The organism is Halorientalis litorea, assembly GCF_023028225.1.
Taxonomy (GTDB): domain Archaea; phylum Halobacteriota; class Halobacteria; order Halobacteriales; family Haloarculaceae; genus Halorientalis; species Halorientalis litorea.
Window position 1 is genome coordinate 2,597,742 of record NZ_CP095482.1, and the last position, 16,763, is coordinate 2,614,504.

19 protein-coding genes and 1 pseudogene are annotated in these 16,763 nt (G+C 68.2%); 5 read left to right on the forward strand and 15 right to left on the reverse strand.

The features are described from left to right. Nucleotides 1–7: 7 nt before the first annotated feature. From speB to MUG95_RS13850, 4 genes are all read right to left on the reverse strand, one after another. A complete protein-coding gene (gene speB / locus MUG95_RS13835) occupies nucleotides 8–808 on the reverse strand; it encodes an agmatinase (protein WP_247008804.1) in 801 nt (266 codons plus the stop codon). Continuing rightward, on the reverse strand, nucleotides 809–1,192 hold the full coding sequence (locus MUG95_RS13840) for a translation initiation factor IF-5A (protein ID WP_247008805.1): 384 nt from the start codon (nucleotides 1,190–1,192) through the stop codon (nucleotides 809–811). It lies immediately after the preceding gene. A 61-nt stretch (nucleotides 1,193–1,253) separates the two neighbouring features. Beyond that, on the reverse strand, nucleotides 1,254–3,047 hold the full coding sequence (locus MUG95_RS13845) for an ABC1 kinase family protein (RefSeq protein ID WP_247008806.1): 1,794 nt from the start codon (nucleotides 3,045–3,047) through the stop codon (nucleotides 1,254–1,256). An 18-nt stretch (nucleotides 3,048–3,065) separates the two neighbouring features. Further along, the gene (locus MUG95_RS13850; protein ID WP_247008807.1) at nucleotides 3,066–3,428 is read right to left on the reverse strand and encodes an Hsp20/alpha crystallin family protein; all 363 of its coding nucleotides are present in this window, start codon (nucleotides 3,426–3,428) and stop codon (nucleotides 3,066–3,068) included. Nucleotides 3,429–3,514: 86 nt separating this feature from the next. On the opposite strand from MUG95_RS13850, the gene MUG95_RS13855 reads away from it, so the two are divergent. After that, nucleotides 3,515–4,753, forward strand: a complete 1,239-nt coding sequence (locus tag MUG95_RS13855; protein ID WP_247008808.1) for a molybdopterin molybdotransferase MoeA — start codon at nucleotides 3,515–3,517, stop codon at nucleotides 4,751–4,753. 31 nt (nucleotides 4,754–4,784) lie between these two features. Next, nucleotides 4,785–6,719, forward strand: a complete 1,935-nt coding sequence (locus tag MUG95_RS13860; protein ID WP_247008809.1) for a molybdopterin biosynthesis protein — start codon at nucleotides 4,785–4,787, stop codon at nucleotides 6,717–6,719. Here MUG95_RS13860 and MUG95_RS13865 read toward each other — a convergent pair whose 3' ends face one another. After that, nucleotides 6,720–7,376: an HAD family hydrolase gene (locus MUG95_RS13865; protein ID WP_247008810.1), complete on the reverse strand. Its 657-nt coding sequence runs from the start codon at nucleotides 7,374–7,376 to the stop codon at nucleotides 6,720–6,722. It lies immediately after the preceding gene. A gap of 97 nt (nucleotides 7,377–7,473) precedes the next feature. Between MUG95_RS13865 and MUG95_RS13870 the strand changes: the two genes are divergently transcribed. After that, nucleotides 7,474–8,154 (forward strand): class I SAM-dependent methyltransferase, encoded by a 681-nt coding sequence (locus MUG95_RS13870; protein ID WP_247008811.1) that lies wholly within the window; start codon nucleotides 7,474–7,476, stop codon nucleotides 8,152–8,154. Here the strand turns inward: MUG95_RS13870 and MUG95_RS13875 are convergent, their stop codons facing one another. Both MUG95_RS13875 and MUG95_RS13880 read right to left on the reverse strand, forming a co-directional pair. Continuing rightward, the gene (locus MUG95_RS13875) at nucleotides 8,155–8,859 is read right to left on the reverse strand and encodes a class I SAM-dependent methyltransferase (protein ID WP_247008812.1); all 705 of its coding nucleotides are present in this window, start codon (nucleotides 8,857–8,859) and stop codon (nucleotides 8,155–8,157) included. 1 nt (nucleotide 8,860) lies between these two features. After that, a complete protein-coding gene (locus MUG95_RS13880) occupies nucleotides 8,861–10,291 on the reverse strand; it encodes a radical SAM protein (RefSeq protein ID WP_247008813.1) in 1,431 nt (476 codons plus the stop codon). A gap of 129 nt (nucleotides 10,292–10,420) precedes the next feature. Between MUG95_RS13880 and MUG95_RS13885 the strand changes: the two genes are divergently transcribed. Next, nucleotides 10,421–11,170, forward strand: a complete 750-nt coding sequence (locus tag MUG95_RS13885; protein ID WP_247008814.1) for a DUF547 domain-containing protein — start codon at nucleotides 10,421–10,423, stop codon at nucleotides 11,168–11,170. On the opposite strand, the pseudogene MUG95_RS17125 reads toward MUG95_RS13885, so the two are convergent. The 8 genes and pseudogenes from MUG95_RS17125 to MUG95_RS13920 form a co-directional block, all read right to left on the reverse strand. Then, nucleotides 11,171–11,251 (reverse strand): annotated as a pseudogene (locus tag MUG95_RS17125) (LWR-salt protein); the annotation flags it as partial. A gap of 48 nt (nucleotides 11,252–11,299) precedes the next feature. Further along, on the reverse strand, nucleotides 11,300–11,578 hold the full coding sequence (locus MUG95_RS13890; RefSeq protein WP_247008815.1) for a 4a-hydroxytetrahydrobiopterin dehydratase: 279 nt from the start codon (nucleotides 11,576–11,578) through the stop codon (nucleotides 11,300–11,302). Nucleotides 11,579–11,623: 45 nt separating this feature from the next. After that, the gene (hemA, locus tag MUG95_RS13895; protein ID WP_247008816.1) at nucleotides 11,624–12,949 is read right to left on the reverse strand and encodes a glutamyl-tRNA reductase; all 1,326 of its coding nucleotides are present in this window, start codon (nucleotides 12,947–12,949) and stop codon (nucleotides 11,624–11,626) included. After that, the gene (locus MUG95_RS13900; RefSeq protein WP_247008817.1) at nucleotides 12,946–13,593 is read right to left on the reverse strand and encodes a precorrin-2 dehydrogenase/sirohydrochlorin ferrochelatase family protein; all 648 of its coding nucleotides are present in this window, start codon (nucleotides 13,591–13,593) and stop codon (nucleotides 12,946–12,948) included. The genes hemA and MUG95_RS13900 overlap by 4 nt, the downstream gene beginning before the upstream one ends. Before the next feature lie 3 nt (nucleotides 13,594–13,596). Then, nucleotides 13,597–14,658, reverse strand: a complete 1,062-nt coding sequence (gene ahbB / locus MUG95_RS13905) for a siroheme decarboxylase subunit beta (protein ID WP_247008818.1) — start codon at nucleotides 14,656–14,658, stop codon at nucleotides 13,597–13,599. A gap of 106 nt (nucleotides 14,659–14,764) precedes the next feature. Beyond that, nucleotides 14,765–15,178 (reverse strand): DUF5778 family protein, encoded by a 414-nt coding sequence (locus MUG95_RS13910; protein ID WP_247008819.1) that lies wholly within the window; start codon nucleotides 15,176–15,178, stop codon nucleotides 14,765–14,767. 139 nt (nucleotides 15,179–15,317) lie between these two features. After that, nucleotides 15,318–15,512 carry a cold-shock protein gene (locus MUG95_RS13915; protein ID WP_247008820.1) on the reverse strand — a complete coding sequence of 65 codons (195 nt, stop codon included), beginning with the start codon at nucleotides 15,510–15,512 and terminating at the stop codon, nucleotides 15,318–15,320. 5 nt (nucleotides 15,513–15,517) lie between these two features. Beyond that, nucleotides 15,518–15,712: a cold-shock protein gene (locus MUG95_RS13920; RefSeq protein ID WP_247008821.1), complete on the reverse strand. Its 195-nt coding sequence runs from the start codon at nucleotides 15,710–15,712 to the stop codon at nucleotides 15,518–15,520. A gap of 107 nt (nucleotides 15,713–15,819) precedes the next feature. Between MUG95_RS13920 and uppS the strand changes: the two genes are divergently transcribed. Continuing rightward, on the forward strand, nucleotides 15,820–16,746 hold the full coding sequence (gene uppS / locus MUG95_RS13925) for a polyprenyl diphosphate synthase (protein ID WP_247008822.1): 927 nt from the start codon (nucleotides 15,820–15,822) through the stop codon (nucleotides 16,744–16,746). Nucleotides 16,747–16,763: the final 17 nt, after the last annotated feature.

Consider the following 16,763-nt stretch of genomic DNA (forward strand, 5'->3'; position numbering starts at 1 on the left):
AAACCACCTACGAGCCGGCGTGCGCGAAGACGAACGCTCGGAGGAGTTTCGCCGCGAGCGTGGCCGCCTGCCCGTCGTCGCGGTCGTTGACCTCCACCACGTCGAACCCGTCCGCGGACGGGGCGACCGCTCGAACCACTTCGTGCATCGTCTCGGGGGTCAACCCGAACGGCTCCATCGTCCCCGTCCCGGGCGCGTATCCCGGGTCGGCGGCGTCGATGTCCACGCTCAGGTACACCGACTGGCCGTCGAACTCGGGTGTCCACTCGGCCACCTCGGCGGGCGGGACGACGGTCACGTCGTCGGCGTCGGCGCGGTCCCACTCCGCTTCGCTCCCCGTCCGCGCGCCGAGAACGACGGCCTCCTCGGCGGCGGCGAGCGCGTGGCGCGTGACCGTCGCGTGGGAGAGTGGGTTCCCCGCGTAGGACTCCCGCAGGTCGAGGTGGGCGTCGAGACAGACGAACACGTCCGGGTCTACCGCACGGACGCCCGCGACGGTGACGGTGTGTTCGCCGCCGACTGTCAGGGGCACCGCACCGTCGTCACGCACGTCTCCGAGCGTGCCGGTGAGAAAGTCGAGGTACTCTGCGGTGTCGTCGGTCGGTCCGATGTCGCCGTGGTCGTGAACGGACAGGTCGGTAAACTGCTGCCCTGTCCGGTGGTCGTAGTCGTCGAACGATGTCGCAAAATGTCGGATACGACGCGGGCCGAAGCGCGTCCCGGGTTGGAACGTCGTCGAGGCGTCCAAGGGCGCGCCGACGACGACGTAGTCGGCGTCGGCCCGGTCGGCCCGCGCACCGGGAAACATCTACGAGCGGACGATTTTGCGCTGGTCCTCGTACTCGAGGTACTCGATGTCGTCGTCGGCCGACAGCGATACGTCCTCGGGCACCTTCATCGTAATCGTCTCGTAGTTGTCGAGGTCCATGACCTGTGCGATGTCGGCGGACTCGACGTTGACGACCTGTCCCTGCTTGCGCTCGACTATCGGCACCCAAATCTTCGCGTCCACGGGCTGTGAGAGGTTTCGCTTCTTCCCGTCGAAGACGCCCTCGCCCTCGATTCGGGCCTTCGCACTGCCGTGTTTGCCGGGTTTGGCTGTGCTGTAGGAGTTGATTTTACACGGTGTGTCGTCCATCATCACGTAACTCCCCTCGTCGAGTTCGCGGACTTCCGTCTGCTCTCTCGCCATGTCCCGCGATATTCAGTGTACCGGTATAAACCGTTTGGAACACGCCGCGTCGGGCCCCGAACTACGTCGAGCGGCCGTCCGACTCGCTGGTTTCGACGTCACCTGTCCCGGGATTCTCCTCGTCGGTGGCACCCTGCACGACTGCCTCGCCGAACCCTTCGCCGAGGTCTATCTCGCCGACGGCACTCCCCTCGCCTCCCATCTCGTCCCGCTCGCGCATGCTCTGCCGGGTGAACTGTGGCTGGGCGCGGATGCCGCTCTTGTCCCGGAACGACCAGTAGAGCAGTCCGGCCACCAGCACCGTCCCGCCGGCCGCGACGCCCGCGGACTCGACCGTCGAAAAGGCGTAGAGGACGGCCGTCGAGACGATGCCCGCGGAAAACACCATCCCGTAGACCAACCGCTTTGCGAGCGTCTGGAGTAGGTCGTCCGAGTCCTCGATGTCCGCGTTCACCCGCAGGTCGTCGCGTTCGATGCGGTCGAGCGTCTGCTCCAGTTTCGGCGGCGTCCGAATCGTGGACTGGGCGGCCTGATTGAGTTCGTCGGCGCGGTCCTCGAAGAACTGGCGGATGCCCGCCTCCAGATACCCTTGGTCCCGGAGGTAGTCGGTCGCCACCGAGATGAAGTCGAACTCGGGGTCGAGAGTGACGCAGACGCCCTCGACGACGGTGGCGACCCGCAGGACCAGCGCGAGGTTCGAGGGCAACCGGAGCGGGAACTCGTAGATAGTGTCTTCGACCTGTTGGATTATCTGCTGGACGCGGTACTGCTCGATGTCCTCGCCGCGGGCGTCCGCGATGGCCAACTCCATCACCTCACCCATCACCTCGCGGTCGGCCTCCGGGGAGAGCGTCCCCATCTCCACGAGAGCGTCGAGGATTGCGTCCGTGTCTTGGTTGGCGACGGCGACGTAGAAGTCGATAATCCTGTCCTGGACGTACGGCTCCACGTAGCCGCTCATCCCGAAGTCGTAGAAGACGAGCGTCCCGTCTTCCTGCACCGCGAGGTTGCCGGGGTGGGGGTCGGCGTGGAAGACGCCGTCCTCGACTATCATCTGGAGGTAGACGCGCTGGAGCGTCTCCGCGATTTGGGTCCGGTCGACGCCCAACTCGTCGAGTTCGCTCACGCTCGAAATCTTGGTTCCTTCGACGTACTCCATCGTCAGCACCCGACCGGTCGACCGTTCGTCGTCGACCGTCGGGATGCGGATTCGCGGGTCGTCGCCGAAGTTTTCGCGTATCTCTCCGAGCATCCGCGCTTCCCGCTCGTAGTCCATCTCCTGCCGAATCGTCTTTGCGAACTCGTCTGCCAGTGTTTCGAGCGAGAACGACCGCGCCTGCCCGACGAACCGCATCACGAGGGGCAGCGACCAGCGGATGACCCGCAGGTCGGCCTCCACGAGGTCCTCGACGCCCGGACGGCGGACCTTCACGGCAACCGGCCCCGCCTCCGTCTCGGCGTAGTACACCTGTCCGAGGCTGGCACCGCTTATCGACTCCGTGTCGAACGTGGTGAACACGTCCTCGACGGCACCGAGTTCCGCCTCGACGACCCCTTCGGCCTCCGCCCAGTCGGCCGGGGGCACCTCGTCTTGGAGTTTGGTGAACTCGTCGATGTACTCCGGCGGGAGGATGTCGGGCCGCGTCGAGAGCAACTGCCCGAGTTTGATGAACGTCGGCCCCAGCGTGAGCAGCGAGTCCAGTAGTGTCGCGGCGCGGCGGCGACGCTCTTCGGGGGAGACCGTCCGGGAGCGCCCGAACAGCAGGAACCGGTTGCGGTCCCGGGCGTAGGCGAGCAAGAGTGGTAGGAACTGGCGTGTGACGGTGAGAAACCGTCTATAGGCGCGAAGGTTCACCGAGTTGCCACCTCGTCCTCAGGCCTCGGCGTCCTCGATTGGCACCGCCGTCTCCGGCGTCGCTCCGGCCTTCGGCAGGTGGAGTTCGAGGACGCCCCGACTGACCGTCCCCTCGGCGTCCGCGCCGGTGGCGTCCGGGGGAAGCGGCAGTTCGGCGTCGAGAAAGAGAGCGCGTTCCTCCTCGACGTAGCGGAACTCCCGCGGAAGGTCCTTCTCGCGGCGTGCTTCTATCTGTAGTCGCCCGGCGGACACGCTCACGTCGACCGTTTCGGCCGTCGCACCCGGCAGGTCGATGACCAGCAGGTACGCGTCCTCGCTCTCCAGCAAGTCGGCGAACACCGTCTCGGGGAGGTCCCGCAACGCGTCGCGGAGCGCTGACATATCCGCTTATATGAACCGGTAGGCGAAAAACCCCGCGGTCCACCCCGTCGCCCGACGCTTTTTGTGCGGGCACCCCAAGAGACGGTATGACGAACCCACGAGAGTCGGGCTTCAAGGAGGTGACCCCGCCCGCGGAGGCACGCGAACGGCTCCGCGCGGCCGTCTCTCCCCACGACCGGACCGAGACCGTTCCGCTGTCGATGGCGGAGGGTCGCGCCGTCGCCCAGCCGGTTCGGGCTCGCCGGTTGGTTCCCCACTACGACCGTGCCGCGATGGACGGCTACGCCGTCCGGGCCGCGGACACGTTCGGTGCCGGCGACCGCTCGCCCGCCGTTCTCCGGGCACACGACGCCGAGGCCGACGGCCAACTCGGTCCGGAAGAGGCGGTCCGGGTCCACACGGGAAGTGAACTCCCGCCCGGCGCGGACGCCGTCGTGATGCAGGAACAGGTCGAGGAGTTCGCGGGCGAGGTGGAACTGTTCGACGCCGTCGCCGAGGGCGAGAACGTCGCCCCTGCTGGCGAGGACGTGGACGAGGGGCAGGTCCTGTTCGAGGCGGGCCACCGGCTCAGGCCGTCCGACCTCGGCCTGCTGAAGTCGACGGGCGTCGACGAAGTGACGTGTTACCAGCGGCCGACGGTCGGCGTCGTCCCGACGGGCGAGGAACTGGTCCAACACGACCCCGACCCCGGCGAAATCGTCGAGACGAACGGTCTGACCGTCTCACAGTACGTCGAGCGGTGGGGCGGCAAGCCGACGTACCGCAACGTCGTCACCGACGACGAGAGCGCGCTCCGGGCCGCCATCCAGCGGGACCTGACGAAGGACCTAATCGTCACGACTGGCGGGTCCTCCGTCGGGGACCGAGACTTGGTGCCCGAAGTCGTCTCGAAGTTGGGCGAGGTACTCGTCCACGGCGTCGCGCTCAAACCGGGCCACCCCTTCGGGTTCGGCGTCGTCGAGGACACGCCGGTGCTGATGCTCCCGGGCTACCCCGTCGCCTGCATCGTCAACGCCGTCCAGTTCCTCCGGCCCGCGATGAAGTGGGCCGGGAACCTCCCGCTCGGGGACCATCCCACGACCGAGGCTGTCCTCGGCCGGAAGATACCGAGCGAACCCGGCGTCAGAACGTTCGCCCGGGTGTCGCTGACGGACGACGAGTCGACCGACGCCGACCTCCCCACCGCCGTCCCGACGCGCGCAAGCGGTGCGGGCGTCCTCTCCAGCGTGTCGCTGGCCGACGGCTGGGTCGTCGTCCCCGACGGGCGGGAGGGGATACCCGAAGGTGAACGCGTCGCCGTCCAGGACTGGGAGTGGTACCCGTGACGCCCGTACTGATGCCCCGGGAGGTGGCCCGATGAGCGACCGCAAGGAGTTCCGTGACCTCGCGCCGCCCGAGGCGGCCCACGAGGCCATCGCGTCGCTCGATTTGGGCGGTGGGACCGAACACGTCCCGCTCCGGGAGGCCCGGGGGCGAGTCCTCGCGGAGCGCGTCGACGCGACGCTCGACGTGCCGGGGTTCGACCGCGCCAGCGTCGACGGCTACGCGGTTCGTGCCCGCGACACGTTCGGCGCGGACGAGGCCGACCCGGCACGCCTCGAACTGACCGGGGCGGTCCACGCGGGCGAGGAACCGGACGTGACCGTCACCGACGGGACCGCCGCCGAAATCTCGACCGGTGCAGTCCTGCCCGACGGCGCGGACGCCGTCGTGATGGTCGAGCGGACTGACACCGAGGGCGACGAGGTGTTGGTTCGCACGTCCGTCGCGCCCGGTGACCGCGTGATGGTCGCCGGTGCGGACATCGCGGCCGGGGAGCGGGCACTCGGTCCCGGCACCGAACTGACGCCCCGCGAAATCGGCCTCCTCTCGGCACTCGGCGTCGACGAGGTGCCAGTCCGGGCGGCACCGACGGTGGGCATCATCTCGACGGGCGACGAACTCGTCCGACCCGGCGAGGACCTGCACTCGGCCGCCGGGGAGATATACGACGTGAACAGCTACACCACCGCCACGGCGGTGGAGGAGGCGGGCGGCGAGGCAGCCCTCTACCCTCACGCGGGCGGGGCGGCTTCAGCCGCCAGCCCAGAACGGGCCGACAGGCCCGTGGGCGACGACTACGCGGAGATGGAGCGAATCCTGACCGAGGCCGCCGCCGAGTGTGACCTCGTGTTGTCCTCGGGGTCGACCAGTGCCTCGGCCGTGGACGTCATCTATCGCGTCATCGAGGAGCAGGGTGAGTTGCTCCTCCACGGCGTCGCGGTCAAGCCCGGCAAACCGATGCTGGTGGGCCGCCTCGCCGACTCGGCGTACGTCGGCCTCCCCGGCTATCCGGTGTCGGCACTGACTATCTTCCGGACGTTCGTCGCGCCGGCCATCCGCGAGGCCGCCGGCCTCCCGGAACCGCGGACGGCGACCATCGACGGCCGGATGGCGGTCGAGGAGCGGTACGCCGAGGGCCGTCGCCGCCTGATGCCCGTGGGAACGGTCGCGGACGAACGCGGCGACACGCTCGTCTACCCCGTCGACAAGGGCAGCGGTGCGACCACCAGCCTCGTGGAAGCCGACGGACTGGTGGAGGTGCCGGCCGAGACGGAGTACCTCGCGGCCGACGAGGCGGTGACCGTCCAGTTGTTCTCGCCGGACGTTCGCGTCCCGTCCGTCTACGGCGTCGGGGAGGACGACCCCGCGTTCTCCCGCTTCCTCGACGGCCTCGACCGTCCGCGCTATCTCTCGTTGGGGACCCGTGAGGGGCGTCGCCGCCTCCGGGACGGCGTTCCCGACTTCGCGGTGGTCGCCGGTTCCGACGGGGCGGACGACGAGTACGAACGCGCCGGCGGGTGGACCCGCGAGTGGGGTGTACTCGTCCCCGCTGGCAACCCCGCGGACGTGACGGGTCTCGCGGACCTCGTGGACCGCGACGCGCGCTTCGTCAACCGGGGGCAGAACAGCGGCCTCCGGCGCGCGCTCGACGACGCGCTCGCAGCACTCGCGACGGACCGCGACACCGACCGCGCCGCCCTGACCGACGCCATCGACGGCTACGACATGACGGTCCGCGCCCACGAGAGTCCGGCCCGACGGGTCGCCGCCGGGGACGCCGACGCCGGACTCGGCCTGCGTGCGACCGCCGAGCAACTCGGCCTCGGGTTCGTGTCGCTCGGCGAGCAGTCCACGTCCGTCCTCGTCAACCCCGAGCGAACGGGCAAGGAGGGCGTCGAGGCACTCCGCGAGGTCGTCGAGAACGCGGACGCGGTCCTCGCCGACCTGCCGGGGTACGCCACCGAGTAGTCAGTCACTGCCCGACCCGACGGTGTCGGGGAGCGCGTCGAGGCTACTGACGCGGGCATCACCGAGGACACACTGACCGCGCCGCTCGTGGCCGTGTCGCTCCACGTGGACCCCGTCGAGGCCAGCGTTCCACGCCGCGCCGATGTCGTGTGGCCCGTCACCGACGAGGACGCCGTCGGTTCCTCCGTGTGCGTGACCGACGCCGTCGAGTGCCATCTCGACCGGTTCCGGGTCCGGTTTCCACCCCGTCTCCTCGGTACAACAGACCACCGTGTCGAACCAGTCTCGGATGTCCAGTCGGTCCAACACCGGGTCGGTGAGGTACTGCTGGCAGTGGGTGACCAGCGCGACCGGCTCGTCGATGGTGCCTACGACGGCAGCATCGTCGTAGAGGTAGGTGTGTTCGGCGCGGGCACTCGCGTCCTCGACGTCGTGGAACGTCTCCCAGAACGCGTCCACGTCGACGCCCCACTCGCGCAACTGCTCGTTGCGCGACCCGCCGAACCCGTGCCAGATGGTCTCCGCCTCCGCGTCGCTGAACGGGCGGCCGAGGCGGTCACCGACCCGCTCGAACACGCGGTGGACGTAGGTCGGTTCCACGTCCACGAGCGTGCCGTCGAGGTCGAGGACCCACACGTCGTGGTCGCCGATATCCATCGCTCGTCTCTCCCGGTTGTAGTCAGTTAGTAAGTAAGTGCCTTCCGCCGCCGGGGTGGGGAAACGCCGAAGGCCACGGTAGCCGTAGCCCGGTCCGATGACCGGACCCCACGGGCGTGCCGAGACGGCGGACCGCGGCCAGCGGGTGTACGACTGGTGGAGTCGCCACCGGTTCGCCCGCCACCTCCTCTACGCCGTGGCATTCTCCGGCAGGGAACGGACGTTTCGGCGGCGTGGCGTCGACGCACTCTCGCTCGCGCCGGGCGAGTCCGTTCTCGAACTGGGCTGTGGGCCGGGGTCGAACTTCGAGCGACTCCGCGACGCCGTGGGCGAGTCGGGCCATGTCGTCGGCGTCGACTACAGTGCTGGCATGGTCGAGCAGGCTCGTACTCGCGCCGCGGAGTGGCACAACGTCCACGCCGTGCGCGGTGACGGGACGGCCCTCCCGGTCGCCGACGACACTTTCGACGCCGCCTACGCCGCGATGTCGCTCACCGCGATGCCCGACGTGACGACAGCACTCCGGGAAGCCGCCGCCGCGCTCCGACCGGGTGGTCGGATTGCCGTCCTCGACGCGGGCCGGTTCCAGCGGTTCCCGCTCACCCTCCTCAACCCACTCACGGACCGCCTGTTCGCGCTCACGACGAACTGGAACCCCGAGCAGGACGTGCCGAGGGCACTCGATTCGGTGTTTCCCGAGTCCTCCGTCACGCGGTACAACGGCGGGACGATTCTCGTCGGGACGGCCCGGACGGCCGCCGACGAGCACCCCGAGTGACTACGTGGCCTCCGCGACCAGCGAGACGTAGCCGACTTCGCCGGACTCGACGGCCGCTTCGAGGGCCTCGATGCCCGCCAGTATCCGCTCTCCGCGCTCGCCCAGCAGTCCCAACAGCCCCTCGTAGTCGACTGCCGACTGCACGTCGTCGCGCATCGCCAGCAGGTCATCCCGCTGGTCCCGCACCTCGCCGACTGCGAAGCCCGCCCCCTCGATGCGGGCGAGCAACGTCTCGCGGTCACGTGGCCCGTCGAGACAGAGTGCCCGCGCCATCGGGTCGGGCACGTCCGGCGTCTCGCCCTCGACCACGACGTCCGAGAGTGCCAAGCGGCCGTCCGGTCCGGTGACGCGTCGCGCCTCGGCGAGCGCGCTGTCCACGTCGTCGGCCAGACAGACGACACACTCGGAGAGCACCACGTCGACGTGTCCCGTGCGGACCGGGAGGCTCGTCACCTCGCCTGCCACCGTCCCGTCGCCCGCCGGGTCGCGGTCCAGTCCCACGGCCGACGCGCCGCGGTTCCGCGCCAGTTCGAGCGCGCCGCCCGCACCACAGCCAACGTCGAGCAGTTTGGTGTCCGCGGTCACGTCGGCCCGGTCGAGCAGTCGCTCCGTGGCCTCGTACCCGCCGGGGTGAAGCGGGTCACCGACGACGCGTCGGAGCGCGCCCCACGGGTTCGAGAGCGCGGCGTCGAGTGGGTTCTGCATCTCAGTCGTCCCCGTCACCCGCCGTCGGATACTCTCCGTCCGGTATCGCGTCGTCCGCGACGGCGACGCCATCCACGTCGAGGGCCGCGTCCGTCCCCGCATCGACGCTCGGCCGCCCGCCCCAGTCGTTGCGGTTGCGGAGGGCGTACTCGCCGTCGTCGGTCGTCATGTTGTACGCACAGAACGGCACCAACTCGCCGTCGGGCGTCGGCACGGAGATACAGCAGTTGTCGAGTCGTTCCACGTCGGCGGCGGCCGCGTCCATGAAACCGGTCAGCGAGACGGGCAACACCTCGCCCAGCAAGTCCGCCGCACCCTCGGGCAGGTCCGGCCCGCAACAGCCAGCGGCCGAACACGCCCGCTCCTGTCCGGCGGTGGTGTTGGCGAGCAGTTCCATCCAGTCCGACTCGTCGACCATGCCCGACAGCGAGGCGAACATCTCGTCGTCGACGAACTGCGTCAGCGGCGTCGCACCGCCCTCCCCGTCCGGCTTGAGTGCCGTCGCCATCTGGCAGTACGACGAACAGCAGGGAATCGGGAGCAGGTCCCGGCGGTCGATGCCCGCGAGTTGGTCCGCGAGTGCCGCGGCGGCTTGGTCGAGTGAGAACCGCCCACCGTGGTCGTCGTACCGGCCGAACTGTGCGACCGGCTGGAAGTTGACCGACTCCACGACGTCGAGGTTGTCGAGCGCGAACCGCACGATGTCGCCCATCTCGTGGTCGTTCACGTCCGGGACGACGGTGGGGACGAGTACCACCGGCAGGTCCGCACCCCGACACGCCGCGATTGCCTCGTGTTTCTGCTCGGCGATGTCGACTTCCCGGACCTGCTCGTAGGTCTCCGGCTCCAGCCCGTCGAACTGGAGATAGACGGCGGTGACGCCCGCCTCGGCGAGCGTCTCGGCGTGGCCGTCCTCCGTCGCGAGGCGGAGACCGTTCGTGTTGACCTGGACGTGTTCGAACCCCATCGACTGGGCTTTCTCGACCAGTTCCGGCAGGTCGTCGCGGACCGTCGGCTCACCGCCCGAGAACTGTACCGGACGCGGACCGCCGGTATCGCGGATGGTGTCGAGTAACTCCACGACCTCCTCGAACGGTCGGTGGTCCCCGCCGGGGCCGGAACTGGCGAAACAGAACGAACACGACAGGTTGCAGTCCTCGGTCACCTCCACGACGGCCAGACACGCGTGGTCGTTGTCGACGGTCAACGCGCCGTCCGGGTCGGCGTCGCCGCCTACTTCGGGGCCGAACTCGCCCGCCCACTCCCAGTGGTCGAGTGAGCCCCACACCCGTCTACTGGTCGTGCCGTGGTCCGGACACGAGCGCGTGAGGTGTACGCTCTCCCCGCGGAGTTCGTAGGTCCCCGGGACTCGCTCCAGACACGACGGGCACATGCTCGTCGTCGTGGCCAGTTCCCTCGGTTCGTTACTCATGCGGGTCCGGTAGGAAAGAACTATCATAACTCTGTGGGGGCCGTGCACGCCGCCCACAACACGGTACCGACGGGCACGACCGGTGCCCACCCGCGGAACCCTTTTTCACGCCCGTCCGCTGGTTTGCGTATGTCGCTCGACAGCGTCCACGACCCCGGGGTGACCGCCGACACGGCGATGGCGCCGACGGACTGTGCCCGCGACCTGTTGAGCGCGCTCCGGGCCGGTGACTCGCCCGACCCATACCTCGCCACCCTCGCCGCCTACGACGACGCCGACCTCGAACCGATTCGAGCGGACTCCCGGGCCGCGCTCGCGTTCTGGGCGAACTGTTACAACGCCGGTACCCAACTCCTGCTTGACCGACGACCCCACCTCTACGAGAGCCCGCTTCGATTCTTCCGGTTTTTCAACGCCACCGCCCTCACCGTCGCCGGGACCGACGTGACCCTCGACGAGATGGAACACGGCATCCTCCGCGGGTCCAAGAGCAAGTACGGACTGGGCTATCTCCCACGGTTCCTGCCACGAACCTTCGAGATGCGGTACCGCGTTCCCATCCCGGACCCGCGGATTCACTTCGTGTTGAACTGCGGGGCGGAGAGTTGCCCGGCCATCCGCGTCTACGAGGCCGACCGCATCGACGAGCAGTTGGACCGCGCGACGGCGGCGTACCTCCGCTCGGCCGTGACGTACGACGCCGCGGCCGACGTGGTCCGCCTCCCGCGACTGTTCCGCTGGTACCGCGGCGACTTCGGCGGCCCGCGCGGTATCCGTCGTCTCCTCGCGCGGTACGACGTGACTCCGGCCGACGCGATGCCCGACCTGCAGTACAAGCCGTGGGACTGGTCACGTGCGGCCGCGAAGTTCGCCGACTGACTACTCCTGGACGTGGATGCTCGACCCGAGGTACTTCGACGTGACTGCCGGGACGCTGTCGGCGTTGAACAGGCCGAGGTTCGCGTCGGATTCGTCACCCGGACCGACACCCTCCGTCTGCCGGGTCCGTCACTCGTACACGTCGTTGAACCGCGCGGCGAGGTCGGTGTCTTTCTCCGTGATACCCCCGGCGTCGTGGGTGGTCAAACGGACCTCGACCTCACCCCATGTGATGGTAATCTCGGGGTGGTGCCACGCGTCCTCGGCGATGCCGCCGATGCCCGATGCGAAGCCCACGCCCGGGAGATAGGAGTCGAACTCGAAGGTGCGGACGATTTCGTCGCCGTCGCGTTCCCACCCCTCGGGAAGTCGTGCCTCGATTTCCTCGTCGGAGAGCAAGTCTGCCATGGGTATCCCATGGGCGTCCCGGAAAATAAACCTCCGCCCGCGAACTCAGTTGTCCAACTGTTCGAGGACGGCACTCGGCATGTCGGCGCGCACGTCCTCGGGCAGTTCCTCGGGACCCGTGTCGGAGTTGGGGGTGCCGGCGTCGCCGAAGTCGGGGTCGAACAGTTGGAGGGCGGTGTTGATGGTCGCCCAGTCGTCCTCTTCGGCCGCGTCCCGGAGACTCCGGGTCGGCGCGGCGAGCAACTGCCCGACGATGGCGTCGGCCATCGATTCGAGAACCTCGCGCTCTCCCTCGTCGAGGTCGAGTTTTTCGAGCGCGGTGTTGAGTTCGGACCGCTTGACCTGCTCTGCACTCTCGTACATCGTCGCGATGACTTGGTCGGCCCGGCGGCGCTTGTACTGGGTGAGGAGATGCTCGAACTCCTCGTCGACGAGTGCCTCGACCGCTTCGGCGGCCTCCGCGCGGTGGGCACGGGACTCCTCGGTGACCGATTCAAGCGTGTCGAGGTCGTAGACGACGACTCCCTCACGCTCGTCGGCGACCGGCGGCACGTCCCGTGGCTGTGCGAGGTCGATTATCAGCGTCTCGCCCGCCTCGTCGAAGGCGTCGGCCGGGACGACCGGTTCGGGACTGCCCGTCGCTGTGATGACGAGGTCGGCCTGTTCCATCGCGGCCGGAACGCCGTCGAGGCCGACCACGCGTCCCTCGACGTCCAGACGCGCGGCGAGGTGTTCGGCGTGTGGTATCGTCCGGTTGGCGACGACGACTCGCTCGACGGTGCCGTCGAGTGCCGACGCGACGAGCGACCCCATCTCGCCGGCCCCGACGACGAGCGCGGTTCCGCCCGCGATTTCGCGCTCCTCGCGAGCGAGCGAAACGGCGGCACTCCCGAGCGAGACGATGCCCTCGTTGATGCCTGTCTCGGTCCGGGCACGCTCACCGACGTGTATCGCCTTGGTGACGCCGCTCTCGAGCACCGGCCCGATACCGCCGCCACCGCGGGCGTCCTCGTAGGCGTCCCTAACCTGTCCGAGTATCTGGTCCTCGCCGAGGACGACCGATTCGAGCCCCGCCGCCACGCGGAGGAGGTGGCGCAGACTCTCTTCGTGTCCCATCTCCACGGCCACGTCCTCGACGCCCGTGAGATACGAGTCGAGTGCCGCCCGGCCGACCTCCGCCGCGGGTGCGACCACGTAGGCCTCCGCGCGGTTGCACGTCTGGAGGACGTACGCCTCCTCGATGCCGGGTTCTGTTAGTAGCGATTCGACGCCGCGGCGTTGACTCTCGACGCTCGCGGCCTCGATGTCGTCGACACTCGCACGCTCGTGCGAGACGCTCACACCGACGATGACTCCAGTTCCATCCATCACAGTTTCTCACCCGTCACGTCCGAAATCACGTCCTCCGCTGCTTGCCGTGCCTTTGTCCTTCCCCTATCTAAACCCTTCCAAACATCGTCGCTTCGGACGACCCGTCGTATCGCCTCCCGTCGGTCGTCGGGTGCCACGTCCCGCGACTGCAAGCGGTCGCGCAGGTCCCCCGTCAGCGACGCCATCGCGCCCGCGCCCGCAACCTCACGCTCGACACGTTCCCGCAGGTGACGGCTCAATGCGGGACTCGTCCCACCCGTCGCGACGGCGACGACCACCGGGTCGTCCCGAACCGTCGCGGGCACGACGACGCTCCCGGCGTCGCGGGTACCGTGTTCGTCCGTGCGGTTGACCAGCGCGCCCGCCGCCCGGCCCGCACGCTCGACGGCGGCGTTCAGGTCGGGGTCGTCCGTCGCCGCGACGACCAGCGCGGGGTCGGTTCGCTCGACCCACTCCGTCACCGCCTCCGCGTCGGGGGCAGCCCGGACGCGCTCTGCACCGCCGAAGTCCGCGTCGACGAACTCCGGACTGACGACGACGACGCGCGCCTCCTGAGCGAACCGCCGCGCCTTCCGCGCGCCGACGCTCCCGCCGCCGACCACTAACACCGTCTCGTCCGTGAAGTCGTGGAGCAACGGTATCATCTGTCAGTCGTCCGCCGCCGTGTTCGCCCGCGCTCGTTCGTCCAGTCGGATGCCCGTCTTCTTCAGAATCTGGGTCGAGAACAGGGTGTCCCAGTCGTCCTCGTCCACGTCCCAGAACTCGGCCATCCGCTCGCGCACCTGTTCGACCCGCCGTTCGCTCTCCGCCTCGCTGCGCCCGTGGGTCATGGCGAAGAAGTTGTACGGCCAGACCCCCTCGTGCCGGGGCCGCTCGTAGCAGTGCGTGACGAACCCGAGCGACGCGATGGCTGGCCCCACCTCGTCGACCACCTCGTCGGGCACGTCCCAGACCGTCATCCCGTTCTCTGTGTACCCCAGCGCGTAGTGGTTCGGAATGACGCCGACCCGCCGGACCTTCCCCTCGGCGTCGAACCGCTTGATGGTTTCGAGGACCCACTCGGTGTCCTGTCCGATGGTCTCGGCCACGTCGCGGTACGGCGTCGCGGTGAGTGGGAGGCCGTCCTGAATCTCGACCACGAGGTCCACCTCCGCGGGCGTCAGCGTCTCGCGGTCCGTCGGCGTCACGTCGGGGCCGTGTCCTGTGAGGTCTACGTCACCGTCGGGAATCGGGCCGTCGACGTAGAACTTGGCCTCGACACGGAACTCCTGCTGTTTGGGCAGGTTGTACGTCTCCTGTCCCGTCTCGCGTTCGATTTCGGCGAGGACTTCGCTCACCCTGTCGGCGTCGGCGACGCTGACGACGAACCACATGTTGAGATGTGGATGTTCCCGTTCGTAGTTGTGGGCAACCTCGTCGTGTGCGTTGACCTGCTCGGCGATGTCGTCGAAGCGGTCCTCGGGGGCGTGCATCGCCACGAGCGTCGCCTGCCCGCCGATTTCCTCCGCGTTGATGAGCGCGCCAAAGCGGGTGAGCGTCCCTTCGTCGTCAAGGTGCTTTAGTCGGGCCAGCAACTCATCAGCGTCGATGTCGACGCCGCGTTCGCGGAGCGCGGCGGCCGCTGGTTCGAAGGGTCGCTCGGTGACGGGGAACCCCCCTTGGAAGGCGTTGACGAGCGCCCTGTCGACTCGCGACAGGTCTGCAGTCATACGACAGACTCTGAACCGCGCGTGTATAAATCCGCCCTTGCGTTCCCGCCCAGTGGGACCGGGAGACGTACCGTCCGCTTGCTGTCGACGGGACTGACCCGGCCGGTCAGGCGTCCTCGGTGGTGACGCCTTCGACGGTGTACCCGGCGTCGCGGAGGGCCGCGAGGAGTGCGTCTTGGTCGACGCTGGCCTCGTAGTAGAAGACGACTCTGAACGTCCCCTCACGGACGAGTTGCTGGCATTCCCAGACGAACTCGTCGCCGTCGAGCGTGAGGCCTTGATGTTGGTTCAGTCCGAAATCGGGGTCGTCGTTACCGGAGTAGACGTACGTGTCGCCCGGGTCGTATCCCGCGTGGGCGGCGATTTCGTTCCCGATTTCGAGCGTCGTCTCGTGGAGCAGTGACTCGTCGTCGCTGTCGAGGTCGGTGTGGACGATGAGACCCGCGAGGTCGATGTCGCCGGGTTCGAGGAGTGCGACTGTCCGCTGGTAGAGGTCCGGGTCGCGTGGGTCGTCGGTCATTGTCGGAAGGTGCCGCGCCCGCCACATACCTCTCACGGTCTGTCGTAGCCGCCGCTCGGGTGGTGTGAAAAACTGGGGCGGGTGCCCCGGAAATCGCAGTTCACCTGACCCGCGTCAGGGGACCGTGACCGTGGCTGGCTTACAGGCGCGTCAGGTTCTCTGCTCGCGGACCCTTGTCGGCTTGCACGATATCGAACTCGACCTCCTGACCCTCTTCGAGGTCGGGGCCGCCCACGTCTTCCATGTGGAAGAACACGTCCTCGTCAGCGTCGTCGGTCTCGATGAACCCGTAACCGCCGGTGTCGTTGAAGAAGTCGACAGTTCCTTGTGCCATGGTAATCACACCCTGGTCAAGTTTTCCGCGCGCGGGCCCTTGTCGGCCTGCACGATGTCGAACTCGACTTCCTGACCCTCTTCGAGGTCGGGACCGCCGATGTCCTCCATGTGGAAGAACACGTCTTCCTCGGAGTCGTCAGTATCGATGAAACCGTAGCCGCCAGTGTCGTTGAAGAAATCAACCGTACCGTTCGCCATTGCACCTGACCAGAAGTCGTCCCTGTATTAAAAACCTGTGGGTCAGTGCGTGACACGGCCGTCCCGGAGGACAAGACTCTTATCACGAGACGTAAAGGTAACTCGTAATGCTCTCGTGGCTTCGCAGACAAGCAGAACGCGGCTACGAGCGCATGCTTCGTCGGGAAGTGTCGGGCGCGCCCGACCACGTCGCCGTCATTCAGGACGGCAACCGCCGGTACGCCCGGAAGGAGGGCGGCGAGGCGACGGACGGGTACCGTACCGGGGCCGAGACGACGGAGCAACTCCTCAACTGGTGTGACGAGTTCGGCGTCCAAGAACTGACGCTGTACACCTTCTCGACCGAGAACTTCGACCGCCCGGCGGAACAGCAGGAGTCGCTGTTCGACCTCATCGAGGAGAAACTCTACGAGTTCGCCGACGCCGACCGCGTCCACGACGGCGAGGTGCGCATCCGTGCTATCGGCGAGACGCACATGCTCCCCGAACGCGTCCGCGACGCTGTCCGCTACGCCGAGTCCCAGACCGAGGGGTACGACAGCCTCCACCTAAACATCGCGCTGGCCTACGGCGGCCGCGCCGAACTGCTCGGTGCCGCCCGCGACGCCGCCAAGGACGTTGCCGATGGGACGCTCGCCTCCGAGGACATCGACGCGGACACCGTGGAGTCGTACCTCTACGAGGGACCGGTCCGTGACGTCGACCTCATCCTCCGCACCGGCGGAGACGAGCGCACGTCGAACTTCCTGCCGTGGCACGCAAACGGCAACGAGGCCGCCGTCTTCTTCTGTACGCCCTACTGGCCGGAGTTCAGAAAACTCGATTTCCTGCGCGCTATCCGGACCTACGAACACCGCGCGGAGTCGTGGCGGATTGCACGCGCCCGCCGCGCGTTGGTGCTGGTCCGTGCGATGGGGAGCGCGGAACTCGACGAGGCCCGGCGCGTCCTCGGACAGTTCCGTGACTCGCTTCCCAGCGGTGAGCGCGAAGAACTCGACGCCGAGGAGTTCGAGGCGGACCCGGCCGCCGACTGAGTCCGGACTCTCCCGAG